The following is a 25,012-nucleotide window of genomic DNA, read 5'->3' on the forward strand; positions in this document are numbered from 1 at the left end:
TCGTCGACGGGTCGGCATCTTGGACCTCATGTCCGCGGCAGGTGTTGTGCACGTAGTGGCCGGCCCTTTCGATCCCATAGATCGCGATTACGTCGTGGCGACGTTGTCGCAGATTTCACATGGCGGAGCAGACGCGCGGGTCGGCCTGATGCCTGACAAGAGCACGCGCAGTTGGACGGTGGCGGACAACTTCACGAATGGCTACTACGAGGTGAGATTGCTGGAATCGTCCTCGCCCGTTGCCGTTCTGGCCCGCATGGGGACCGTCGAGCCGGAGAAGCCGATCGTCGTCGGTTCGGATCGTGGGTACATCGTCGTCAGTTTCAATCATGGTCTGGGCGATTCGCATGTCATGATGGAGATCCTGGCCGCGCTGTCACGCGGAAGCGATTCAACTACAACCGAATCCGGCTATTCCGACCCCGCACCTCATAGTGGGTTTCGGTGGGCATTCCCGGTGGTTGTCGTGCGGGCGATAGCGTCGAATCCACGAGCTGCCGCCAGCGCATTCCGGGAGTTGATGGAGCATCGCCGGACGAGCGGCACATCCGCGGTTCCGACATCTGCCGGGGAAGGTGTCAACAGCGTGCCTACGCAAGATCGCAAAGAGAAATCCGAATCCAGAAGCGTTGTCTTCGTCGAGAGCGGCCCGAATTTCCTCGAGAGTCTGAATGCTCGTCGACGTGCGCTTCCATACAAGATCAGTGCCAACGCGTTGGTTGTCTATTCGATACAGAATGCGCTGCTCCGACATGGTCTGGACATGGATGAGAGCGTAGAGGTCTTGGTAGATCTGCGCCGTCACCTTCCGCGTGAACGCGGAACACTCGGGAATCTGGTTGCGGTGGCGCCGATACCGCTGAGGCGAGACTCCGAAGCGGTGGACTTCGGATCCGACTTCCGCCGATACACCGCCTCTTCGCTCCCGGTGCTGTTACTGGCGGGTGCGGCGGTCAAGCGGCAGTTGGCCAGACCGGCAAAGCCGATGCTGCGCCGCCTGGACTCGTCCGGAAGACCCAAACGCTCGGAGTCGACGCCGCACATGCGTCCGACGTTGACGGTTTCGGACATCACCAATCACCCTTCCGTGGACAAGCTCAGATGGAAGGCAGCCGTGGATGATCGAATCTTTGCTATTTCATTGCCGCCCGGCGGCACGGATCGCCTGTCCGTGGCGGTGGCCCGTCACGCAAACCGGCTCCAGTTCACTGCAACGTTCGATGGCGCGTCCATCGATCCACGAAGTGTCGAGGGAGCCTTTCGCGACGTGGTCAGTGAACCATTCGGAGTGAAGCGGGCCGCCGATGACTGAGGACACCCCGGGAATGGGCGACTGGCCGTCCGGACGTGACGATGGGCTGACGAATCGAGACAACAGTCCGACACACGCGCAGAGCAACACCGCGTCGTTGGGCGGTGGCCTGAGCATCCTGCAAGTCGTCACACTGGTGACACCGGACGGAGCTTTTGGTGGACCCACGCGGGTCGCGATCAATCAAGCCTGCGCACTGCGCGATCTCGGGCACGAGGTGACAATTGTCGCGAGTGGATCCGGCTATCAGGAATTCCCGGCGAAGATCGAGGGAGTTGATGTGAAGCTGTTCAAGGCCCAACGGTTGGTTCCGGGGGTCGGCTTCGCGGGACTGTGGGCGAAAGGCATGAGGCACTGGCTTTTTCAACACCGGCAGTCATTCGATGTCGCGCACGTCCATCTCGCCCGCGACCTGGTCACCGTCCCGGCACTGACAGCTCTCCGAAAGCTGGGCTGTCCATATGTTGTGCAGACACACGGGATGATCGTCGCCAACTCGCATCCTCTTGCGCAGCCGATCGACCGGTTCTGGATTCGCGACCTTCTTCGGGGAGCGGGGACGGTTTACGCGCTCAACTCTCGGGAAGTCGATGATCTCGGTCTGGTCGTCGACTCCGTCGAGAACGTGCGGCTTCTCCGAAACGGCGTGCCCATTCCGGAAGTCCAGGAACCTGACGCGTTCAGCAACAGTCACTCTGACGCGTCAGCCGAGACTGATCGCGTTCCTGAGGTCTTGTTCATGGCCCGCCTGCACGAGCGGAAGCGTCCGGTCGCCTTTGCGCGCGCTGCGCTGGCGCTGCTGAACAACGGTGTACGAGCGCACTTTACGATTGCCGGACCACCGGGGGGAGTGGAGGATGCTGTGGACGAGGTCATTGCGCAAGCGAGATCTGAAGGATTCACAGACGAGCAGATCCGGCGTGAAGGAGGGGTCGACCCCGAGTCGGTGAGTGCCCGAATGGCGAACTGCGCGGTCTACGTCCTACCCGCAGTGCGTGAACCGTTTGGAATGACAGTGCTGGAAGCGTTGGCCGTTGGCCGCCCGGTGATCATCGGTGCGGACGGCGGACTGTCCGACTTCGTAGATAGAAACGGATGCGGTTTGCTTGTCCCAGATGTCGAATCCTCGCTCGTCTCAGCAATTGAGGAGCTATTGCGGGACCCGGCTGCCCGCCAACAGATGGGACAGCGTGGTAAGTGCGCGGTGGCAGCCGAGTACGGAATGAATCAAATTGCCGAGGAGCTGCTCGACGGCTACTCGAAGGTGACCACAGGCGGAGGTGGCAGATGAAGAGCGTGGTAGCGAAATTGGCGATCGCTGCCGTGGTCGCATTGCTCGTCGGTTGCGCCCTCTATTGGGGGTTCGTTCGTTCTGCCGCTTCGGAATCCGTTGGCTCTCGCGTAGAAGTCGACTTCACCCACGCCCAGGACGGGCCACCGCCGAGCAAGTCCGATTCAGGCAAGGGTCTAGTGGTGTCGTCGCCCGCAGATCCGGGCTCCCAGATGCGCGTCAGCGGTGGTTTACTGACGTTTGCACCCACGACAGACAAGGCCACCGCGGCATATCTGAGCACGACGAATCTCGAGGCGCCGGTCGTCAAGATCGGGTGCAGATGGACGTTCCTGCCACCTGTCCAGCGGCCGGCGCCGGCAGCGCAGGCCGGGAACGGCGCGGTTGTCCTGGTGATTTCCAAAGGCATACAGCGGGCCACGCCGCAGTTGGTACCGCCGTACGCCATGCATCTGGTTGTCACGGCGATCAATTGGAATGTCTCCGTCAAGCCGGCGAACCCGACCGTGCAGCTCGAGATCATCGCGCGCGGTAACTTCAAAGATCCTCTGGTGTCCGACGGGAGTACCCCGCACGAGATCAGTGTGAGAATCTCTGGCAGCCGGATGACGATCGAGCTTCCGGATGGCACGTCCCGAGTCGTCAACGATCCGCGCGTCAGCCAATGGCAGGGCAATTTCGCGACATTCGAGCTGTACTCGAACCGAGGTAGTACCGATACGCGTGGCGGATTCTCCAAGGTGTGGGCGGAGGCCGGGAAATGAACAAGGCACGGGCGTTGGCCGGGTCGATGGATCAAGTGTTCTCGAGCCTGAGCAATGGACTCATTCTGTATGCGATTGCCGTCGTGGCGACCGTCGATGATTTCGGCAAGATCTCGCTCCTCTTCACGCTCTTGGCCGCGGCGACCGGATTCTTGCGCGGCGCTCTCGGAACTCCGTTGTTGCTCAAGGCGGCCAGCGGAGAGGAATCGATTCGACGAGAGGCCGGCCATGCCACGGCTGCCGCGCTGATGTCGGCCGTCGCCGTCGCGCTCGCGGTTCTGGTGACGGGAGTCCTTCTCGGTGCGGGGCCGGAATCGGTGCTGGTCGCGGTGTCGGCACCGATCGTGCTTACGCAGGACGTTCTGCGCTATGTGGCAATAACTTCGGGACGACCCCAGCTGGCAGCACTGTGGGACGGAGTATGGTGCATCGGGAGTCTCGCATTTCTCGTTCTCACGTGGTTCTCGATTCCATGGCTGAATACCATTGTTCTGGTGGCTGGATGGTCACTCTTGGCGTTCATAGCGCTTGTGTTCATGGAACTGAGACTCCTTGTCGCCCCGCTGTTCAAGGGCTTCACGGCGTGGTTGCGAGATGGGTGGGAGCACCGGGTTCGATACGGTGCGGACGTCGGACTCGAGCAGGTATCTGTTTTCGTCGTCTTGGTTCTCAGTGCCGCAATCGTCGAGGCGTCGGCATCCGGCGCGTTGCGGGGAGCCACCGCGGTGCTCGCGCCCATCGCGATCATCGTCAGTGCCGTGCCCCTGGTGGTCATCCCGGAGAGCAAGCGAGCCGGCATGAGTTCGTCCGATACGTGGGCGACGTTGACGCGTATAGCGCTCGTCACCTCGGTGCTCGCGGCGGGGTCGGGGTTCGTCATCAGTATCCTGCCTGATGGAATCGGCCGTCTGATCCTGGGCGATACCTTCGAACTGACCCGAAGCATCGTCATTCTGATCGCCCTGCAGTACACGGTCGGTGTCTGGAACAGCGCGGTGAGTACCTACCTGCGATCGCAGAATCGAAGTCGCGAAGTCCTGTGGCTTAAGTTGATGTACATCGTCGTGACACTGAGCGCAGTGTTCATCGCGGCGTGGTGGCTCCGGTCCGCGGCGGGCATCGCAGCCGCACTTGCCACGGCGACCACATTCAACGCGGCAGCCACGCTGCTGCTGATCGCCCCGTGGGCTGAGGACGCGAAGGGTGCGGCACCAAAGGGAACGGCGGTGAAATCGACCCGTGGGTTGGAGCGGGAGAGGCGCGAGTTGATGGCACGTCTTCGGCATGTGGACTCCGGGGACGTGGTCTACCGTCGTCTACGACGAGTGACCGAGCGCGATGATGCTTTGAACGGGTTGCTGGGCGTGGGAGTCGCGTTGGTGCTCGGAGTCGTCATTCCGGCTGTCACGATCGAATCGACTGATTCGCCAGATGGGTACACGTGGCTGGGCCCCCTTGGTCTGGCGGTGTTGGCGGCGAGTCGGCTCGCCTGGCTGATGATGGCGGGACAACGGCGCCTGTTCGAGATGACCTTCTGGGTCTTCACGTACGTCTTCATGGGTCTTGCCCCGTTGGCGCAGATTCGCGATGGATCATGGCCGCCGACCGTCCCTCGAGCGGACTGGGATGTGGTCAACCAGATAACTCTGCTCGTCGCGATCGGATGTGTCGCCTTCCTGCTCGGAACAAGTCTGGAGAGCATCGTCGCCCGCAGGCGGTCGACCAGACAGGTGGGCCAACCGGAGGCAACTGGCGATACCCCTCGATTCTCGATCTCTTGGCCCAGGCTGCTTGTGTTTTCGCTCGGTACGATCGCGTTCAACATCTACTACCTGGCGCATGTTGGGGTCATCCAGTTCCTCAAGAGTCGCGACCAGGCTTTCGAAGCCTACGATGTGATCTGGCGTCCCGGATCATTTGGCATTCTCGTTCGCGCCGCCACATACATGAGCCTGCTGGTGGCTTTTGTCGCACTCGTTCGCTGGCGCCGGGAGGCCAAGGTTGCGGTGTCGCGGGGAGGCAGCGTCGGTGTCGGGACGCTTCGCCTGAATCTACTTCTCGCAGTTGTCGTCGGACTTCTTCTTGCCAACAGCATGAACCCGATATCAAATGCTAGGTATCTTTCGGGTACCGCGATACTTGCTGCCGCCGCAGCGCTTGGTCTTTTCGCTACCGTGCGGCGATACAGGATCATGACTCTCGGTTTCGTCCTTGGCATGGTCTTCATATTTCCCATGGCCGATGCCTTCAGATACTCGAGTGAAGCGGAATTCAAGAGCACGAACCCGCTGGACTCGTTGCTGTCGGCGGACTACGACTCGTTTGCTCAGATAGGTAACGGACTACTTGTGGCGGCTCGCGATGGCATTGTCCCGGGTAAGCAGTTCCTGGGTGTCTTGGTGTGGTGGTTTCCGAGGACGGCATGGCCCGAAAAGCCGGTAGACACTGGTATCTACATTGCAAATGGTCGCGGGTATCCGTTCACCAACCTGTCGTCCCCGCTATGGATAGAGATATTCCTGAATGGCGGCTGGGTACTTCTCGTCGTCGTGATGTTCGTCATCGGATACGGAATTCATCGGTGGGACACGCGTATCGACGGCGAACTCCAGAGATTCGGTAGTCCGGGTGTTCTATCCTGCATCCTGCCCTTCTATACCCTTATTTTGTTGCGCGGATCGCTACTCCAGGCAATGTCGTACTTTATGTTGATAGTGGTATTCGCCCTGATGGTGCGCGCGTATCGATCACCTCGCGAGATTATGGAAGATTCCTCGTCCGTTCCAGCGACACTCAAGATTCCCAAACCGCCAAAAGTGTCCGGAAATCCACGCGCGCTGGTTGGAGTGCGATGATGACGCGCAGCAGAGGGGCTCATCGGATATTGCCTCGGAAGTGTTTCTCGCAGCTGATCTTGTGGCTGGTCCCCGGTGTGCTCGCTGCTGTTGTCGTCGTGAGTTCGGCGGTAGTCGTCATGAGCGCGGAGGGGCAGCAGCACGTATCGTCGAGTGGGTCGGAGCCGACCGCGACCGACCGTTCCTATGGCTTGCTGGCGACACCAACTCTGCTTGTCGTCGGCGATAGCTTCGCGGCTGGAACTGGAGACCCCGAGGTCGCACTCTACCCGCGACTGGTCGCCGACAGGTTGGGCTGGAACGTCCGCGTCGACGGGGTTGGTGCCACCGGGTTCGTGAGTCCTGGTGTCCGTGGATCGACTGCACCGCCGAGACGCTTCATCGACCGGATCGAGGCCGACCACAAGAACTTCAATGTCGATCTGATCCTGGTCGATGGCGGAAGAAATGACCTGGGTCGTCATCCCAGGGAAGTGATCGCGGCAATGGAACTCTACTTCGATCAGCTCAGACAATTCTGGCGAGAGGCCAAGGTGATAATCATGGCGCCTTCATATGTCAGTCCTAGAATTGCAGACAATTATCCGGCGCTTGCCGGCGCATTGCGCCAGATCGCCTCGAGAATTGATGCATCGATCATCGATCCAGTTGCGCTTGGTTGGTACCGGGGCGTGAACCTCGCGCCGCTGTTCGGTCCCGACGGAGTTCATCTCAACTCACCCGGCAATGTCTACTATGCCGACAAGATCGTCGAACAATTGCGCGCATTGGGGTTGGACAAATATTCAACGGACCGGGGAGGATCATGAGTCACATCGTCGCGATAGGAAACACAATACGGCGAGCATGGTATTGGCTGCTGATGGGTACTCTCGCTGGGGCCGCTATCGGCGCGCTGGTCACAGCTGTGTTGCCGGCCGAGTACGCGTCGAGCGCCCGCGTGTTTGTCGCGTCTCCGGACTGGAACGATTCGACCGCCGCACCCAATCCCGGATCCTCGCCGGTGGCGGTGTCTTACGGTGACGAGTTCACGCAGCAGCGCATGTCGAGCTACCTTCAACTCCTGACGTCGCCGGTTGTGCTGGATGTTGCGGCACAGGACAGTGGTGTGGGCCGGTCCGGGGCAGAACTCGCGCAACTCGTTTCAGGCCGATTGGTGCCGGACACCGTGATGCTGGATGTGCGGGCACGCGGCAGCAGTCCGATCGAGGCAGCCGACACCGCCAATGCAGTGGCTCGATCCTTCTCTGCTGCCGTACGAACGATCGAGAAGCCCGCGTTCAGCGAAGCATCCCCTGTTCAACCGATCATCATCGCGCCTGCGGTGCCGGCGACGAGCCCGGAGTCGCCGGATCTCGTTCCGAACATCGTGATCGGCGCGGTTGTGGGCTTCCTGTTGGCACTGTCCTTTGTAGTGCTGAGAGATCGCCGACGAATCGGACTCGATGCCATGGGTGATACAGCTGCCGGAGTGGCCGTGCTGGGGCGGTTGCCGCACTCGTCTCGAGAGATCGATTCGTTCACGGACCCCGGCCTCTCACCAGCGGAATCCACTGATGTGCGACTTACGCGATTACGGCTTCAAGAGGTTCTCGCCGAGCATTCCGCGCAGGTTGTGATGCTGTGTTCGTTGCGCTCGAGCGTTCTGTGTGTGGATGCCGCCGCAACCCTCGCGGGCTCGATCGTCGAAACCGGTGAGTCGGCGGCGGTGGTGAGCGCCGATCCGCGAACCATGGCGCAAGACGGTCGCGGCACGGCGGGACTGGCCGAGCTGGCAGCCGGAAACGTCACGCTCGATGATGTGCTTGTCACGGACGAAACAGGACGTCTGGGCCTTGTTCAGCCTGGCGATATGGAGACGGACCGGACCGCCGTCATATGTTCAGACGGCTTCGGCGTGGCGATTGTGGCAATCGAGGAGGGATTCGAGACCGCGATTGTCTGTGCCGCACCGATACTCGCTTCCGCTGACGTGTTCGACCTGGCTCGCTGGGCCGATGTTCTCGTGCTCGTTGTTGCCCCCGATGATGCGGAGTGGGAGATCAGAACAGCGATTAGGGAGTTGGGAGTCACCAAGAAGCCGGTAGTTGGCTGCATAGTCGCCGACACCGTGAAATCGGGCAAAGTCCTCGTTTAAGCGAAATTGGAGAGCGCTGTGGAATTCTTTACCTTGAGTTGGTTGGTGTTGAAGCGCCGTTGGCCCGTTCTGGTGGCTGCTGTGGCGATCGCGTTGATTGCAGTCGGCATTTTCAATGCCACCCAGAGGGAGGAGTCCACGGCGTCGGCAACACTCTTCCTGCGCGCTCCCGACGTGAAGAGCTCGGCGAGCGCCTACCAGGGAGATCTCTTTTCCAGGCAGCGCGCGCTGACATATCAAGATATGTTCAAGAGCGACGATCTCGCTCAGCTGGTCATCGACAAACTCTCGCTGAGTACGTCCCCCGAAGCACTTGCTGCGAAGGTCCATGCCTCGACAGTGAAGGACACCGTGCTGTTGACGGTGTCGGTAACCGACTCCAATCCACAGCAGGCCGCTGATCTCGCGAACGCGTACGCATCAGTGTTCGGTCAGTTCGTCGCGCGAATGGAGAACGTTCAGAACAATGCTGACATCCCGCCTCTCGTCACTCTGGTACGAGCCGCGGATGCCGCCAGCGCAGTTCGTGGTGGGTACCCGATGTGGCAGTTGATCACTGCCGCGCTGGTCGCTGCGGCGATCCTGTCCGGGTTGCTCATCTGGCTGCTCGAGCACTTCGATACCAAGATCCGAACACGTGCGCAGGTTGAGAGTCTGAGCGACGTCCCGGTGTTGGGCGTCGTGCCTGAGTTCGATCTTCTTAACCGGGCAACGTCCGTCGCCGAGGCATACGCTGAGTCGGACGACTTTGCCGACGCCATACGGCGGCTGAGCGTCAACGTGGAGTACCGGGCCACGTCTTTGGTCCACGATGGGCTTGTGCCCGTCGTGGCTGTGCTGAGCGATCGGCCCGAGACCGGCAAGAGCGTACTTGTCGAGGCGCTGGTCGGCGCGTACGAGGAGCGTGGTCTCAAGGCAACGTCAGTTCGTATTGTCGCCACCAACAGCTCTCAGCTTGGAGTGCCTGTCTTCGTCGGTAGGGGCGGTGCACAGTATTCATCGTTGGCCGAACTGAAGGTGGCGCATGACATCATCCTGTTGGATGGTGGTGCGAGTGCGGGATCGGCTCTCGCACAGGTAGCGGCGGAAGCAGCCGATGCCGTGCTGGTTGTCATACGTCCCGCCCAGTCCACGACCGTTGGACTCGGAAACACACTGGCCGATGCGAGGATCGTGGAGACCCCCGTAATCGGCGTGGCGGTCAACCGCGCCGACGAGGCGAATACTCTGGCGGGTGTGTTCGTCTAGGGCGTGTCTCCCAAGTCACAACCTCCGAGACCACCGGCCTGAACCGGCGCCGCTGCCACAGCAGCAGTGTCGTTCGCGCGACGCAACAATATCGCCGGGTATCATACTTCAATATCCAATCAATGCAGGCGCGACTCTCCTACCGCTGTTGGGTATGTGGTCGACGAATCGAAACTGGTGATTATTTTAATGCGAGCCGGAGGCGTTGTGCGGATCAGAGCATCAGGCTGTCTATCCAACGAATACAGGGCTCACACCCGGAGTTTCCGTGGAACTCTGGTGTCGCTGTTCGTATCGGTCGTCATTGTCTTGCCGTGCCTGACGGGCTGTTCGACACCGTCCAACGCGCCTATCGTGCTCACTGCGAACACTAATTGGGCCTTCTATCCTGGAACCTTTGGGCAAGGCAAGAAGGTATTTGCTCATTACATGCCGAACTTTCCGATCTCGTTTGACAACAAGTCGCCCGATGTCGACTACTACACGACTCAGTATTTGTCACCGACCGGTGAGAACGGGGCACATGCGGCGTACGGTGGATACCTAAGAGATCGGCCATTGGGACGCGCACCGATCAGCTCTGCCGCCTGGAAGCTGGAGGACCTCCGGACCGAGGTGGAACAAGCCCGCAGCGAGGGGATCGACGGATTTGCGGTAGACATCCCGCTGACGTCAACGCAGACCACAATACCTTCGAACATTCTTCAGGTGGCGTCTGAAACAAGTGACTTCAGGGTGATGGTCACACCGGATATGAATGGTACGGTCGGCGCCTTGAGCGCGTCCGACTTCGCGAGCGAGTTCGCCACATATCTCCAAAGCGCCGGCGCCTATCGACTCGCTGACGGACGTCCTGTGCTGGGTGCGTTCAGGGCCGAGGCAAAATCCGTGAGCTGGTGGACGAACGTGCTCTCGCTCATCGCGACGAAGGTCGGTCGATCGATAGCCTTCGTGCCGACCCTGCTCAACGCCTCATCGAATCTCGATGCCTTTTCAACAATCTCGTACGGCCTCAGTGGATGGGGGGGTGCTCGTAGTCCGAGTGCAACAACCCCGGTGGATTCCGGTGCTTCCTCCCCGGTTGGACTCGTTCAACGTGCGCACGCATTGGGAAAGATCTGGATGCAGCCGGTGGCCTTTCAGGATAACCGCCCAAGGGCGGGAATATATGACGAGGCCGAGAACACGACAACTCTGCGGAACAGTTGGCAGATTGCGCGCGAGCAGAATGCTGAATGGGTGCAACTGATCACCTGGAATGACTACGCTGAGACAACGAGTTTCGCGCCGTCCCGCACGCACGGCTGGAAGTTGCTCGATTTGAATGCATTTTGGCTGGCTTGGTTCAAAAGCGGAGTGCAGCCCACAGTCGTGCGTGATCTGGCATATCTGACACACCGTATACAACGCAGTGGCGCATCGCCGATCTATCCACAGACGAAGTTGATGCAACTCAGCAGCTCGAGCAGTGCGGCACGCGACACTGTCGAAGTAGTCACATTTACGTCGAAGGCCTCATTGATCGCCGTCACGACCGGAGGAAAGACCAACTATTGTCGAGTCGGAACTGGAATGAATGTGTGCACATTCCAGGTTGGCCTTGGGAAGGTATCCGCTGGCATCTATCGCGACGGCAGTTGGGTCTACCTAACTGCTTCCAAGAATGAAGTCGTCTCGAATCCCTATGTTCAAGACCTGCAGTACTACGTTGCAGGCGGGAACCGATGAAAGCCTTGTTCAACCGGCGGGCTCGTTGACACGCCGAATGCTTCCGCCACTGCGGATTGAATGATCGATGGGTGTAACGATCCCTCGGTTCCGATCTGGGTTACGCAGCACCGGCCGTCGACCCAGGCAAGATTGAGAGATGTCTTGCCGGGCATCGTTGGCGTGGCGAATGCGTACACCTGTGCGTGGTCATCGGCTGTGCGACTACTCCACTTGACCGAATCCCAAAGACTTGCCGAGTTGTGGCCGCGGTCCGACCAGCTGATAACAGCCTGCTGAGGGCTGGTATCTGTCGGCTGATCGTTCCGCACTTTCGTCTTCCTGCGCGGGAGGCAGTTGCTCAGTCTGGTCCGGCACCGATGGGCCAGATGACGGACGAGTGGCTCACCAAGCTCGATGCGGCTCCTCAAATCCGAGACCGTCCGGCCGCCGTCGCTGAGTTCTGAGTTCTTTACCGAGAGAACTCCGACCTGATTCCCTCGAGCTTTGCCGAGGCTGGCCGAGTATCTTCGCAGGCTCACCATGATGTACCAGTCAGGATCGGCGGAAACCGTCGTACGAATTGTGCCTGCGACCCGTTCTGCGATTCGCAGACTGCTCAGTGCCCGACCATCCTTTTCGGGGCGTGAATAATGCCGAAACTGCGCGACAACGCCGGTCGTGGTTGCATCCAGTCCTGGATCGGAGGGCTTGTTGTCGCTGGCCGGTACTTTTCCGGAGCGCGACATCGTCATCAGTGGCTTGATATTCGAACGCAGTCCACGGGCTGTGTCGAAGCCCAATCGGAGAAGGGAGGGGTCAGGCGTAAGAGTGTCCTGGAATCGCTCCGCGAGCTCTAGGGCGTCGAGGATCTCGATCACCAGCCTTGTGGCTACGAAGGCGTCGCCGACACCGTGTGAATGAAGTATTGCGCACCCATTGTCACAGCGAAGAATTTCTATCTGACCGACGCCGACGTCGAAACACAATGCCGCCTCGATAGATCGCTCGGTCAGGGTTTCAAGGTCTACATTCCCGAGGTCCACGACTCTGATGGGTGGAGAATCGATCGGACGGATATGCGCGGTGACCGAAACAGCCTCGTCTAGGAAATTCGAACCTGTGCCGTTTGAATCGTTCAACCGGGCGTTGACGTTGCGATAAATGGTCTCGGGGCCGGGAAGGCTGATCGACCACAGAACCGTGCAGGTTTTGACATCCGACCAGCTCAGATCGGTCTCGGTCACAGCTGCTTCTGTTCCGGGGCTGGGCGTCCGCCACCTCGCTGCTGCATGCTGCAGGCCATCAATCCATTCGAATCAGTCAATGTGGTCTTCCGTCGTCTCGATGTCAGCGGGCAGTATTCCCTGCTGTCCGTCTATCGCGTGTTCTGACATGAACGTTGCCGTCCGCTCGAACCACAGGCCTTTTGTTTCGCGTTTCCATTTTGCCGGCGAGCCTGCGTAGAGGCCGGGTCTTCCGTCCGGTGCCGAGTGTTCAAGCATCGTCGAGTTGGCGGCAAGCAGAGACATATCGGGAACCATTGAGTTCTTCAGTATCACGGCGCAGCTACCGACCAGCGTGTGGTGGCCCACCGTGATTCGACCCGCCGTCTGGACAGCCTGCTCGAAATCAGGCTGATGTGTTTGCAGAAAGCACCGGTTTCCGCCAACGGCTGCGTACCTGCGAATGGCAATCGTGCCGGACGCGTCCAAGTAGCAACGGCTTCCAATTTTTGATCTGCGCCCCAGGAACAGCGTGCCCGCCTCGGGGTCAATCTCTCTGAAGTTCGGATGTGCTGAGACCCAATTCCACGACTCGATACGGGCCTGGTCTTCGAGCCGGATGTGACGGAGTCCTCTGAATACGTTGAAAGTACCGAGGTAGGCCCCTTCGCCGACCTCGAATCTGGTTACGCCGCTGACGATCGACGGACCGATTACGGCCGTTGGCGCGATGTCAAAGCCGAGCAGGACGAGTAACTTGTTCTTCATTTGTGACGCCGGTAACAACCATGCAATGGCTTTCAAAAGCGCCATGGTTTGCTGCTTTCGCTGTGCGTAATACCTTCCACGGCGTCAGGGTAATGCAACTTCGGGCTGGTTTCTCGGCTAGCCTCGAAATTGCATGGGGTGGCGGACGTCTGCTGAGCGGTCCGGATTGTGTGGTCTGAGGACCGAATTCCGGGTGGAGGCCGTGACGAGCGAGCCGAGGCGTCGGTGGGCGTCGGGGTTCACGGCCCCGAGGGGGTTCCTTTCGTGTTGGTTGGTCAGGTTGGCTGTGGGTCAGCCGGGGTCGGGAAGTGTTGCGAGCGTGGCGAGTCCGTGGAGGAGGAGGTCTTTGTGGGGTGCGGATGCGGCGAGTTTCAGCCGGGTCCGTCTGGCGTGGCGGGATAGTTTCGCGGCGATGGAGAACAGGCATAGCCGGAGCCTTTTGGGTTCCCACCGGCGTGCGGGAGTGTCGGCGAACGCGACGAGTTGGGTCCAGGCGATCAGTTCGCCCGCGAGTATGACGATGGCACACCAGATGCGGTTCTGATCGAAGCCGTGCAGCGGAAGGTTGGTCAGGCCACAGTCTTTCGCGTTGCGGATACGGTCTTCGCAGCGGGCGCGGCGGCGGTGACGCAACTCCAGCGCGGCCAGTTGCCCACCGACGGTGTCGGTGGCGAACGCGGTCAACCGCAGTCCGTCGGAATCGGTGAACCGCAACTGCGCCCCGGGATGTGGGCGTTCTTTGCGTGCGATGACACGCATCCCCTCGGGCCAGCCCGAGAGGTCGAGCATGCCGGTCAATTCGGCCACCCACGCCCCGTCTCGCTGCACACCGTCGGCGTCATAGGCCGGTGTCCACGCCTGCGGCAGCAGTCTGTCGATCACGGCGGCGCTGGTGTCGGTCAACCCGAATCCGACCGAATACGACAAGCCGTTGGTGGTGAGGTAGTCGAGGAATTCGTGGGTGCCACCGGCGGAATCGGCGCGGATCAGCACACTGCGCTCGACGCGGTAGCGTTCGGCGTCGGGGATCTGGGCCACGGCGGCCTCGACGACGGTGATGTGGTCGGCGGCGGTGTTGGAGCCGGCGTTGCCCGGACGTAGCTCGATGGCCAGAGGTTCGCCCGTCCCGCCGGATTGGTGGTCGAGGAATGCGCACAGCGGGTGAAACCCGAACCCCTTCTTCCAGGTCGGGGTGGCCTGTTCTTTCTCTGAATGCGCGGTCACCAGCGTGGCATCGAGATCGATGATCACCGGACTACTGCTGTCGCGTCCGTGGCTCGGGGCGGCCTGTCTGGCGGCCGCCCACGCGAGGGTGCGGGCGGCTGCGCGAGCCGCATTGATCGCCGCCAACGCGGTGACTGCGTCGTCGGCCAGATCCGAGATCAGCCGTGACACAGTCGAATCCGAGGCCACCAGGCCGAACACGCCCGGGTCGGCGCGGACCTGGTCGATGTCGGCCAGACAGTCCCCGCCGATCGCGACCGCCACCGCGAGGTCGGCGATGATCTTGCCCGGATCATGCGTCGCGAATGGTTTGCGCCACGGCGTCAACACCTGAGACAAGCCGCTGATCAGGCCGGTCTTCTCTGCGGCACGCAGCAACACTGCTGCCCCCGCGTGCGACACGATCCCGGTTCCCGACCCATCAACCGACAACGACGGGTACGGCGACGTAGACTTACTCACCTGAATGGTGCTCCTCGATCCTCGATGGTTTGAGACTTCGACAATCCCAATCATCCCAGGTCAGGGCACCATTCTTCATTCACGACACGGCAATACGATTAATCACCGTGAAAGCCCGAGGCTAGCTCGGGGCAGGAGCACCCGGGGGCGCAGGAGGATGGTGGTATTGCCGCGGCCGACCGTCCTGGACGGATAGTCACGAAGAATCGCACCCCTGACATCCGTGCGGCATCATTGCTCCATGCCCGACGCCTCCGGCCGCTCCGCGCGTATCGGGATCGTCGACGACCATGGGCAGATCGTGCGTGGACTCACCGCGACGCTCGCGGATCATCCCGAGTTCGCCGTGGCCGCGACCGGCGCCACGGTCGCCGAATTGTTAGCAGAAGCAACGGATTTGGATCTGGTGTTGCTCGACCTCCGACTTGACGACGAATCCAGCCCGGGCGACAACATCGAGGCGCTGCGGGCGGCGGGGATTCCGGCGCTGGTGTACACGTCGGGTGACGAGGTGTACCTCATGCGGCAGGCCGCTGCGGCGGGAGTTCTTGGAGTGGTGCGCAAGAATGCGCGCGACGCCGAACTCTTCGACGCGATTCGGGAAGCTCTTGCGGGACGGCCAGTTCCGTCGGCCGATTGGGCGGCCGCGATCGAATCCGACCCGGACTTCGTCGACCTGCCGCCACAACTGCGGCGGGTGCTGGAGTTGTATGCGGCGGGGGAGTCGAATGCGCGGGTGGCCTCCTCGCTCGGATTGTCGGTGGAAACCATCTCCGACTACGTCACCCGAATACGTCTGAAGTACAGCGAAGCGGGTCGTCCGGCGCCGACGAAGACGGATCTGTTGAAACGAGCGATCGAGGACGGATGGTTGCCGATACCGCGCCGACGCAAACGTCGCTGACTGAGCTCGACGATCCGAACGCAGCGAATCGTCGAGTTATGCGGATCTTTTCGATGTTCGTGTCGGTGGGCTACCTCATCTATGGGGTGCTGTGCATCCCGCTGATCATCGCTGCCGTGCCGCTGGCCGCGACGTGGTGGACCGTCGCCGCGGTGATCCTGACACTCGGCACCGGACTTGCGATGGGAGCGCTGAGCTGGCGCGCCGACATTCCCCGCATCCGGATCGTCTCGGGGACAGCGTGCGTCGGATTCCTCCTTGCCACCGCGCTGTGGTGGCCGGCGTGGAATGGGAACCTCATCTCGACGGTGCAGGGGATCTGGTTTGCGCAATTCCCGGGACTCGCCGCGATCGCGGCGGTGATCGCCGTCCGCACCTCCGTCGGGTTCGTGGTGCTCGCCATCCTGGTGGTCAACACGGTGCTGGCCGACAACGCCGTACACGAGCCGGGCGCCACCGGGTCGCTCATCGGCGACCTCGCCTGGGGATACGTCTTCTCCATGGTGTTCGTCGCGGCTGCCGGCATGGGCCTGCGCGCCGCACGCATCCTCGACGCCACCCGCGCTGAGGCATATGCGGCGACCGCTGCAGCGGCGGCAGAACAGGCGCGGGCCGTAGAACGCGGCAGATTCAATGCCCTCACCCACGACAGCCTGATGTCGACGCTGCTCGTCGCCGCTCGACACGGATCGTCGCCGGAACTCGCCGAAGAAGCACGAAAGGCTCTGGGAGCCATCTCTGTTGACGAGCAGCGGCCGCCTGCCGAGGTGGTCCCGTGGCCGGTCTTTGTCGAGACCATTCGTGACCTGAACCCAGACATCACGATCGCAGGTGAGACCGGACCACTACCCGGCGCGGTTGCCGAAGCGCTGACCCTCGCCACGGCCGAAGCGGTACGCAATGCTCAACGCCACGCGGGCGCCGATGCCCGCGTGACGATCTCGGTGACGGCAACCCCAGACGGCGTCCGCATCGTCATCGCCGATGACGGCGTCGGCTTCGATCCGAACGCCGTCGCACCCGCGCGTCTCGGAATCGCGTTGAGCATTCGCGGACGGATGCAGATGATCGACGGTGCCGCCGAGATCAATTCATCGCCCGGCACGGGCACCGAGGTGGTGCTGACGTGGTCGCGATGAACAACGAGAAGACCAATCGAGACATCATCGACCTCCTCGGCATGCGCACACGCGCCGCCTGGGTGGTGCTGGCCGTATACATCGGGGCAATGTTCACAGTGGCGTTCACGGCAGCCGGCGAGGCGACGAGCATCTGGCCGGTTGTGCTGGCCGCCACCATCATGGCGGCTGCCGCGATCATCGTCGTCCGTGCACCGGGAGATCCGTTGCCGCTCTGGGCGACAGTTCTTCTCACCCTTGCCGGTCCGGTCTGCTGTGCTCTTGGTTTGGCTGTCACGCCGGCAACGTCGGTCGCGTCGATCCTGTTCGGATGGTCGAATGGGGCAGCGGTGCCGGTGTTGTGCTTCATGATCGTGCGCGCCAGATTCATCGCGCCGTGGATGAGCCTGGCCCTCATCGCGGCGGTACGTGGCATCTGGGCGATCGCGGTCGGCGAACCGGTTGTAGCCACCGTGGCAACCGGGGTTACCGACCTCGCTCCGATGACGATGGCGGTGTTCTTCGCGCTCGTCGTACGCCCGACGGCGCTCGGCGTCTACCGCATTCGGGAGGCGGGTGCGGCGCAGGTGGCCGAGATCTCGGCAGAATCCGCCGCGGCCGACGAACGTGCCCGCCAGATCCGCGCACTCGGCGACCTCGCGCGCCGACCGTTGACCAAGATCGGCAGCGGTGACGAACTCACCGCCGACGAACGCGTCGAATACGAACTGCTCGAAGCACATCTGCGCGACCGGCTACGAGCGCCGCTGCTCTCCGACCTCGGGCTCGACAACACCGTTTACCGTGCACGGGTGCGTGGCGTAGAAGCGGTGCTGCTCGACGATTCGTCGACTGGTGTGTCCGGCGGCGACCATGGCTTACCCGGGGCGGTGGCGTCGGCACTTGCGGCGGTCGCCACGGAGGTGTTCGACGCCGCCGACGACGGCCAGGTCTTTGTGCGCGTCGCGCCGCCCGGCAGGTTCGTTCGCGCGTCGGTGCTGCGTCGATGCGACGATGGCACGACAACGCGGTACGAGGTCGACCACACAGGGGCAACTCATTCATACGGGTGACCCTGAACCTGGGGGCACCGGTTTGGGCGTCTGGTGCCGACCAGCGGTTCGACCTACTGTCCAACGCACACGATGCCGGACGACACGAGGTGCGGAACATGGCTGACCCGAGGCGTTTTCGTAGTCATCAGGGTGGACTCCTGAGTGAGCGCGAGAGGCAGGTGCTCGTCGGGTGGTTGCGCAATGACACCAAGAACGCCGTCGCCGACGAACTGTTCATCTCGGTCGCCACGGTCAACACCCACCTGGCGCGGATTCGGGAGAAGTACGACTCGGTGGGACGACCGGCAAACAACAAGGTGTGCTTGCTGATTCGCGCGATCGAGGACGGCTACTGCACGTTGAACGACGTCGCTCGAGCGGTTGGTGGACGGCCCGACGTCTGGGGCGCCAACGAGGGCCAGGCAGCGCGCGTCGTGCATCTGCGTCCGAGGTCCGCTGTCGACGAGGAACCAGCCATCCACGAGGCATCCCGCTGAGCCGCTGGAATCACGGAATGTTTGGGCGACGAAAGCCGGCGCCTGGTTTGGCACACGAGTTCGTCCCGTTGCCCGATCCACCCGACTCGGACGCGATCAGGGTCGCACTGTGTGAAGCGCTGCGGGCGACCGGGTTGTTCACCGTCATCTTCGGACCGGGCAGCGCCGCCGAGTGCCTGGCGGCTGCGTCCTCGGCAGTGCCGATCTTGGCGACCACCGACACCGATTCGGACGTCATCGGGCGGTTTCCCGGGCGACACGACGTCGGGTGGTTTGCCATCGAGGGACCCGCTGGATCGGCGCTGACCATCACCTTTGGCCCCGACAGCGACGACGCGTTCCGCCGCGACAACATCGACCTGCCGCTGGACGACGGCAGGCTCGCCGCACCGTTCCAGTACGGGATTGTGCTGGGCCTCGGCGCCCGCGTGCCCGCCGGATATGCGGAAATATTCGCGGACTCGCAGGTGGTGTCGCTGTCGCAGATGCCCGGTTTGGGCAACCCGGCAACGCGAAACGACCGGTAGGCTGGCTAACGTTCCCCGTCCAGCAAGCGACTGGTGAGATATGACGGACGCGACCCGCCCGCCGAAACAGAAGCGGCAACATCCACGACGCCTGATGACGCGTGCGACGCTGATCGCCGTCGCGGCCAGTCTGGGCGTGGTGGGGTGCGCGAGTCCGACGTCGCCCGCCAACGCGGCGACCGAACCGTTCGCCGCGACCAGTCCATGGCGGACGCCGATCGGTTCGAACGCGACCGTCGACCCCAACAGCGCGGCGATGATTCGATACGCGGCCCGGCGCAGTGCTCTGAACGCGAACCTGGATCAGTTCGGCATCCCGATCTACCAGGCGTCGCCCGGGACTCCCCGCTACACGGTGACCTGCACGGTCCGGGAATGGGGACGATGCCCGTTCGCGGGGGTTCGTGTGCCGATCCCGAACGGTGCCACGCCGCACGTCGGATCGGACGGCGCGATGGTCGTCATCGACGCCCCGGCACGCAAGGTGTACGAGTTCTGGCGAGCCCGACGCGGCGCCGGCCAGTGGTTCACCGCCTGGGGTGCCGTCAACGACCTCTACGGCTCCGGGTGGGGCGGCGCCAGCACAGGATCGGGGGCGTCGCGCCTGGGCGGCGTGATTCGGGTGTCGGAGATCCGGCAGGGACGCATTCCGCACGCCCTTGCACTCCAGTCCGACAACGTGTGCGCCCGGGTGTTCCGACGCCCCGCGCTCAAGACCGACGGTCGATCCTTGCGGCCCGACTGCATCCCCGAGGGCGCCCGCGTCCGGCTCGACCCTCGCCTGGACCTGCGAACTCTGCGACTCACACCCGCACAACGGACCGTCGCACAAGCCTTGCAAACGTACGGCGCCTACATCGTCGACATCGGCGGAGCGCCGCTCAGCGTGAGTTTTGAACGAGATCCCGCGGCGCCCGGACCATCCATCGGCGCAACCTACAGCGCGTCCGGGCTGCGGTGGGACCACGACGATCTGCGCGGGATTCCGGTGCATCGTCTCCAGGTCGTGCGCTGACGTGATCCGATAGCAGTTCGACGAGGTGCGACGTGGTGGTCGCAAGATCGAAGGCTTCGACCACCAATGCACGCCCGGACTCCGAAATCGCCGGAGTGTGGCGTTCGACCGCGACGCCGAGAGCGCGATGCAGATCGTGGACGTCACCGGGCCGCGCCAGAAACCCGGTCGCGTGGTCAATCACGATCTCCGGGATGCCGGACAAGTCCGTCGACACGGTGGGTACCCCGCAGGCGAGCGCCTCCATCAGTGCGACGGGAAGTCCCTCCATCTGTCCGTCGGCGGCAACGACGCTGGGCAGCACGAACAGGTCGGCGTCGGAGAGTGCTTCGCGCACTTCGGCTTCGGTGCGGCTCCCCAGGAAGCGGACACGGTCGGCGATTCCCAGGCGCTCGGCCAGCTGTTCCAGATCCTCCCGCAGCGGGCCGTCACCGATGAGGTCGAGATGTAGCCTGTCGACGGGACCGCCGCCGATCGCTATGGCCCGCAACAGAATGCCGTGACCTTTGTACTCCTGCAACGACGCGACGGTGAGCACGTTGACGGGTCCGTCTACGGGAATTCTGCGCTGCCGGTACGGGTACGACGCGGTGTCGATGCCGCAGTGCACCACCTCGATCGGCGTCGGCCCGGCGTCGAGGTCGGTGAGCAGGTCCCGGTTGTACTCGGAGATGGTGATGACCAGTTCCGCGTCGGCGACCTTGCGTGTCAGCATGTCCTGGCTGACGTAGATGTCGTGCGCGTGCGCCGTGAAACTGTATGTGCTGCCGATCAGTTCGCGACACACCCAGGCCGCGAGCGCGGGGTAGGTGGCGTAGTGGGCGTGGATGTGCGGCGGTACCTCGTGCGTCGCCTTGGAGTGTGGGGACAGGTCGCGTGCGTGCGCACATGCCAGTACGACGGTCACCAGTGCCCGGATGAGCAGAGTTGGGTTGCGTCGGTATTCCGCGACCACTGTGTGCAGCACTCCATACAGTGCGCGAGGATGGCGTCGAGCAGCCCAGCCGACGCCCAGAACGGCATCGCGCGCCTCCGGTTTGATGAGCTGATCGACCCAGCGGGCGGCCACCGGGTGCACAACTTGGCCGGGCGCAGGGAACAAGGACCGCAATTCCACATCGATGTCCGGTTGTGTGGCTACGGCATCGAGTTCCCGCACGATGAATGTCTCCGACACCACCGGGAATCGGGACGCCAGATACACGATTCGCTGCGCGCTCATCGGGCGACGATCTCGGCGTAGGTGTCGGCAAGACGCGCCATCCAGGCATCCGACGAGAAGTGTTCCCTTGCACGGACTTCCGCGGCCGAGCCGAGCGTGTCGCGGAGTGACGCGTCGGCGAGGAGCTTGTTGACGACCTCGGCCAGTGCGGCCGAATCGTGGGGCTCGAAGAGAAGGCCGGTATCGCCGTCGGCGACGATGTCGGGAATGCCGCCGATGCGCGACGCAGCCACGGCACGTCCGGTGGCCGACGCTTCGATCAGGACAGTCGGCAGATTCTCGCCGTGGATGGAGGGCAGCAGCACGACGTCGGCCGCGCGGTACACCGCGGACATGTCGGTGCGGATGCCGGCGAAGTGGACCGAGTTCTCCACACCGAGTGCGGCGACTTCGGCGCGCAACTCGTCTTCGAGTTCACCACCACCCACCAGTGACAGCACCGCACCGGGATGCTCGGCCACGACGGCGGGCCAGGCGCGGATGGCGATCGGGATGCCCTTGAAATCACGGAAGGCGGCCGGGATCACGACGAGATGGGCACCCGTGCCGCCGACCTCGGCACGAACCCGCGGATCGGCCTCTCCCGCAGAGAAAGTCGAGACATCGATGCCGTTGTGCATCACCTCCCAGTTGTCGGGCAGGCCATGTGGCCGGTAAGTGTCGGCAAACGATGTCCGCGACGCCTCCGACACGAACAGCGCCCGACGCGAGGCGGTGGCGGCCTCCACAGCGAGCCGCTCGCGCCACACCGCACGCCCGGACAGGGGGCGCGCGACATGGTGGAAGGTGGCCACGAGTGGCACTCGCGCGAGCCGCGTTGCCGGAAGCGCCAGCGTCATGGCCATCTCGAGGTGGGCGTGTACGACGTCGTATCGTCCGCGACGAATCAGCCTGGTCAGCTTGGGAATCGCCGTCGGATCCAGCAGTCTGGTGATGCCGAGGGACCGAGTGGAGATGCCGGCGTCGGCGAGGATGGCCATCGTCTTTGCCGCGTTCATGGATTCCGTCGAGATGCTCACCACATCCATCTCGACGTCGGTGGCCCGGCTGGCCACCACCATCGGCGCCAGCAAGGTCTCGGCGCCGCCCATACGGAATGCGTCGATGAGTATTAGGACTCGCACGGGCTATATCACCACTCTCAGTCTGTTCCACGGGACGCCCGACAAGTCGTCATGGTCCCAACGAATTCCGGCCGCGGCATACACCGAACCGATGTCACCCTCGGACGCGGACAGGTCGCGTTCCATTGCGAGGCTCAGCCCGGCGCCGCCGATACCCACCACAAAACCGCCGTACTTCTGCAGGGCGAGCGCAATCGCCCGCTGTGCGGTGGGAACTTGGAGCGTTGTCAGGTCGATCGTCGGATCGAGTTGCAGGCGTGCGCCTTCCGGTAGGCAGTCCGGACGGGTCGAAGTGCCGTCGGTGTGTCGCGCGGGCCCGCGAAACGCGCTGGCGCAGGCATTATTGGTGCGTAACGCAACGGCGTGCGGAATGACGCCAAGTTCCACTTCCCGTACCCGAACGACGCCGCCGAGCAGTGATGCGCCCGACGCGGTGGCACCACCGAGACCCGACCACCCCGACCCCGACAACTCGTTCACCGCACCGAAATCCACCGACCACACACCTTCGGTCTGCTGGGCCTGCCACAGTTCGAAGGACACGCCGTCGTTGTCATCGACCACGACCAAGGGACCGTACGTTCCGTTCTGCGGACGGAAGTCCGCTGGTATCGGCACCTTTCGATCAGTGAAAGGGCATGCGCCCCAGTCATTGCGCCGACAAGTGACCGAATGGGTGGGAGTGGAGCCGGTGGCCGCGACGATCGGGATGCCTTCCTCCACGGTGCTCGCGTAGAGTGCAGGCCGCGGTTGCGCGGCGGCCATCATCGCTGCGCTGTTCGGATCGACACGGGCGTTGTCGGGAATCAACGAGTTCCACGGGCTGTCGGCGGCGAAGGTGTTGCCGGCCTGAGGAATGTCGGCGTCGTCGCCGCAGCCGGCGAGCACGAACGGCGCCGCCAGTACCAGCAGCAGCGCGATGATCGCGTGGCGGGTCACGGCGTCGCCCCCGACCGGACTGTCGACATGCCCCGTCGCTGCGCTCGCCCGAGAGTGTCGGCGACCAGTTTGGCGGCCTGATCCCAGGCTCCTGCTATTCCGGCGCATCCATTCTGGCCCAACCGATCTGCCAGGTCATCGTCGTTCAACATGATGAGGATCGCGTGCGCAAGTGCCGCCGGGTCGCGTGGCGGCACCAGGATGCCGTTGTCGCCGTCGCGGACGACGTCGCCGATATCGCCCACCGAAGTGGCGACCACCGGGCGTCCGAAGGTGAAGGCCAGATGGACCACACCGCTCTGACTGGCGCGAATGTATGGAGCAACGACGACGCGCGCCGACGACACGATGGCGGCCACGTCGTCGGCCTCGACATATCCGGGCCGGGTCTCGACATTGCCGATGGCCGTTGCCTTCTCAAGAGTGGCGGCGACGTCGATATCTGCACCGACCGCACCGGCCATCACGAGGCGTGCGTCGGGGAAAGTGGCGCGGACGAGGGCGAAGGCGTCGAGCAGATCGTCGATACCCTTGTAGGCCGTCCAGGTGCCGAAGAACAGGGCGACGGGAGGGGAGTGCGAGGGCGGGCCATTGGTCACGGCGCCGGACCGTGTGAAGATGCTCTCGTCGCCGTGCGGAATGACCACCACCTCGCCGTGCGGTCGCCACCGATCCAGTACGAGTTCTTTGGTGCGTTGACCGAGGACGAACACCGCGTCAAGTCGCGACCACGCAGCCCGGAAACACCAAGTCAGAAAGCGGCCGGACTTCTCGGTGCTGGTGTCTTTGGCGTCGGATCGGGGGAACGGCTCATGCGCGACCAAGGCAAAAGTTGTGCGGGGCAACAGCATCGAATACAGAGCGACGAACAGTGGTTCGAAGGCGAAGCGCCAGTGCGCGAGCGGCGCAGCGCGACCACCAGGAACACCGGAACCACGATCGTGCCGAGCATTGCGCCGACGCACACCAGAGCGTCTGGGCCCGACGACGCGGTGGCGAGGATCACCGACGTCGACCCGCCGATCGCGAGGCCGAGCAGACCCCAGATGAGGAACGCGGACACGGCGATCGCAGCGATGGTCGGAATAACTGCGACCAGCCCGAGGACGGCTTGACGAGCCATCTCACCGGACAACACCATCGCCGTCGCGCAGATACCGACGATCCCGCAGCCGCCGACGATGCCGAAAGCGCGGTCGGAGAGGTATCCACGCCACGCGGTATAGCTGAAAATGACGGTGATGAAGGCCCAGACGATCAGCAGGGGCAGCAGGCCGCCGGGGCGGAGGACCGCCGGCCATGCAAGCCCGATCAACGGCATCGGGAGCACCCCACCCGTACTGATCAGGGTTGCGCCTGATCGGGTGTCGTAGCGACCCAGAAATCGCGTCGTGGGCATTAGCACGGTTCTCCTTGCGGAAGCCGAAACGATCCCGCATCGAAGAAAACAGACAATCCGCACACGCAGGATTGCTCCCCCGGCACTTGCTCGTTGGCCTCGACAGGGTCCCGACCCGCGGCGCTCATTTTATCCGATCGAACGATCATCGGCCACCGTCGTCGCCGCTGTGCCGACTTGAAAGTGGCGGCTCTGCTATTTTCTGTCGTGAACCGAAA

21 protein-coding genes are annotated in these 25,012 nt (G+C 62.8%); 13 read left to right on the top strand and 8 right to left on the bottom strand.

From position 1 onward, the window contains the following. Nucleotides 1–28 precede the first annotated feature (28 nt). From ACWDTF_RS07905 to ACWDTF_RS07940, 8 genes are all read left to right on the top strand, one after another. Entirely contained in the window at nt 29–1,312 is a 1,284-nt protein-coding gene (locus ACWDTF_RS07905; protein WP_449754231.1) for a hypothetical protein, read from the top strand. 97 nt (nt 1,313–1,409) lie between these two features. Next, entirely contained in the window at nt 1,410–2,603 is a 1,194-nt protein-coding gene (locus ACWDTF_RS07910; protein WP_449754232.1) for a glycosyltransferase, read from the top strand. 182 nt (nt 2,604–2,785) lie between these two features. Then, nucleotides 2,786–3,367 carry a hypothetical protein gene (locus ACWDTF_RS07915; protein ID WP_449754233.1) on the top strand — a complete coding sequence of 194 codons (582 nt, stop codon included), beginning with the start codon at nt 2,786–2,788 and terminating at the stop codon, nt 3,365–3,367. Continuing rightward, nucleotides 3,364–6,222 (top strand): hypothetical protein, encoded by a 2,859-nt coding sequence (locus ACWDTF_RS07920; RefSeq protein ID WP_449754234.1) that lies wholly within the window; start codon nt 3,364–3,366, stop codon nt 6,220–6,222. Before ACWDTF_RS07915 ends, ACWDTF_RS07920 begins: the two co-directional genes overlap by 4 nt. Nucleotides 6,223–6,320: 98 nt before the next feature. Beyond that, a complete protein-coding gene (locus ACWDTF_RS07925; protein WP_449754235.1) occupies nt 6,321–7,031 on the top strand; it encodes an SGNH/GDSL hydrolase family protein in 711 nt (236 codons plus the stop codon). After that, a complete protein-coding gene (locus tag ACWDTF_RS07930) occupies nt 7,028–8,359 on the top strand; it encodes a Wzz/FepE/Etk N-terminal domain-containing protein (protein WP_449754236.1) in 1,332 nt (443 codons plus the stop codon). Before ACWDTF_RS07925 ends, ACWDTF_RS07930 begins: the two co-directional genes overlap by 4 nt. An 18-nt stretch (nt 8,360–8,377) precedes the next feature. Continuing rightward, nucleotides 8,378–9,607, top strand: coding sequence for a YveK family protein (locus tag ACWDTF_RS07935; RefSeq protein ID WP_449754237.1), 1,230 nt, complete (start codon nt 8,378–8,380; stop codon nt 9,605–9,607). A gap of 279 nt (nt 9,608–9,886) precedes the next feature. Next, nucleotides 9,887–11,335, top strand: coding sequence for a glycoside hydrolase family 71 protein (locus ACWDTF_RS07940; protein ID WP_449754238.1), 1,449 nt, complete (start codon nt 9,887–9,889; stop codon nt 11,333–11,335). On the opposite strand, the gene ACWDTF_RS07945 is transcribed toward ACWDTF_RS07940, so the two are convergent. The 3 genes from ACWDTF_RS07945 to ACWDTF_RS07955 all read right to left on the bottom strand — a co-directional run bounded on the left by ACWDTF_RS07945 (nt 11,311) and on the right by ACWDTF_RS07955 (nt 14,994). Next, nucleotides 11,311–12,561: a hypothetical protein gene (locus ACWDTF_RS07945; RefSeq protein ID WP_449754239.1), complete on the bottom strand. Its 1,251-nt coding sequence runs from the start codon at nt 12,559–12,561 to the stop codon at nt 11,311–11,313. The two genes, ACWDTF_RS07940 and ACWDTF_RS07945, sit on opposite strands and share 25 nt — an antisense overlap. 72 nt (nt 12,562–12,633) lie before the next feature. After that, the gene (locus ACWDTF_RS07950) at nt 12,634–13,353 is read right to left on the bottom strand and encodes an acyltransferase (protein ID WP_449754240.1); all 720 of its coding nucleotides are present in this window, start codon (nt 13,351–13,353) and stop codon (nt 12,634–12,636) included. Between the two features lie 246 nt (nt 13,354–13,599). Beyond that, nucleotides 13,600–14,994 (bottom strand): IS1380 family transposase, encoded by a 1,395-nt coding sequence (locus ACWDTF_RS07955; RefSeq protein WP_449754241.1) that lies wholly within the window; start codon nt 14,992–14,994, stop codon nt 13,600–13,602. 241 nt (nt 14,995–15,235) lie between these two features. Here ACWDTF_RS07955 and ACWDTF_RS07960 point away from each other — a divergent pair, with 241 nt between their 5' ends. The 5 genes from ACWDTF_RS07960 (at nt 15,236) to ACWDTF_RS07980 (ending at nt 19,095) form a co-directional block, all read left to right on the top strand. Continuing rightward, entirely contained in the window at nt 15,236–15,898 is a 663-nt protein-coding gene (locus ACWDTF_RS07960; RefSeq protein ID WP_449754242.1) for a response regulator, read from the top strand. A gap of 38 nt (nt 15,899–15,936) precedes the next feature. Continuing rightward, on the top strand, nt 15,937–17,037 hold the full coding sequence (locus ACWDTF_RS07965; RefSeq protein ID WP_449754243.1) for a sensor histidine kinase: 1,101 nt from the start codon (nt 15,937–15,939) through the stop codon (nt 17,035–17,037). After that, nucleotides 17,034–18,089, top strand: a complete 1,056-nt coding sequence (locus tag ACWDTF_RS07970) for a hypothetical protein (RefSeq protein WP_449754244.1) — start codon at nt 17,034–17,036, stop codon at nt 18,087–18,089. Before ACWDTF_RS07965 ends, ACWDTF_RS07970 begins: the two co-directional genes overlap by 4 nt. Nucleotides 18,090–18,187: 98 nt before the next feature. Further along, nucleotides 18,188–18,568 (top strand): response regulator transcription factor, encoded by a 381-nt coding sequence (locus ACWDTF_RS07975; protein WP_449754245.1) that lies wholly within the window; start codon nt 18,188–18,190, stop codon nt 18,566–18,568. Nucleotides 18,569–18,615: 47 nt separating this feature from the next. Continuing rightward, on the top strand, nt 18,616–19,095 hold the full coding sequence (locus ACWDTF_RS07980) for a hypothetical protein (RefSeq protein WP_449754246.1): 480 nt from the start codon (nt 18,616–18,618) through the stop codon (nt 19,093–19,095). 881 nt (nt 19,096–19,976) lie between these two features. Here the strand turns inward: ACWDTF_RS07980 and ACWDTF_RS07985 are convergent. From ACWDTF_RS07985 to ACWDTF_RS08005, 5 genes are read right to left on the bottom strand one after another with little or no spacing between them, the layout of a single operon-like run. Continuing rightward, entirely contained in the window at nt 19,977–21,332 is a 1,356-nt protein-coding gene (locus ACWDTF_RS07985) for a glycosyltransferase (protein WP_449754247.1), read from the bottom strand. Beyond that, nucleotides 21,329–22,456, bottom strand: a complete 1,128-nt coding sequence (locus tag ACWDTF_RS07990; protein WP_449754248.1) for a glycosyltransferase — start codon at nt 22,454–22,456, stop codon at nt 21,329–21,331. The genes ACWDTF_RS07985 and ACWDTF_RS07990 overlap by 4 nt, the downstream gene beginning before the upstream one ends. A gap of 3 nt (nt 22,457–22,459) precedes the next feature. After that, nucleotides 22,460–23,395, bottom strand: a complete 936-nt coding sequence (locus tag ACWDTF_RS07995) for a hypothetical protein (RefSeq protein WP_449754249.1) — start codon at nt 23,393–23,395, stop codon at nt 22,460–22,462. Beyond that, nucleotides 23,392–24,219, bottom strand: a complete 828-nt coding sequence (locus tag ACWDTF_RS08000; protein ID WP_449754250.1) for a glycosyltransferase family 4 protein — start codon at nt 24,217–24,219, stop codon at nt 23,392–23,394. Before ACWDTF_RS08000 ends, ACWDTF_RS07995 begins: the two co-directional genes overlap by 4 nt. Then, nucleotides 24,147–24,794 carry a hypothetical protein gene (locus ACWDTF_RS08005; RefSeq protein ID WP_449754251.1) on the bottom strand — a complete coding sequence of 216 codons (648 nt, stop codon included), beginning with the start codon at nt 24,792–24,794 and terminating at the stop codon, nt 24,147–24,149. Before ACWDTF_RS08005 ends, ACWDTF_RS08000 begins: the two co-directional genes overlap by 73 nt. Between the last annotated feature and the right edge of the window lie 218 nt (nt 24,795–25,012).

The sequence above is a fragment of the Gordonia sp. NPDC003422 genome, from assembly GCF_053588675.1.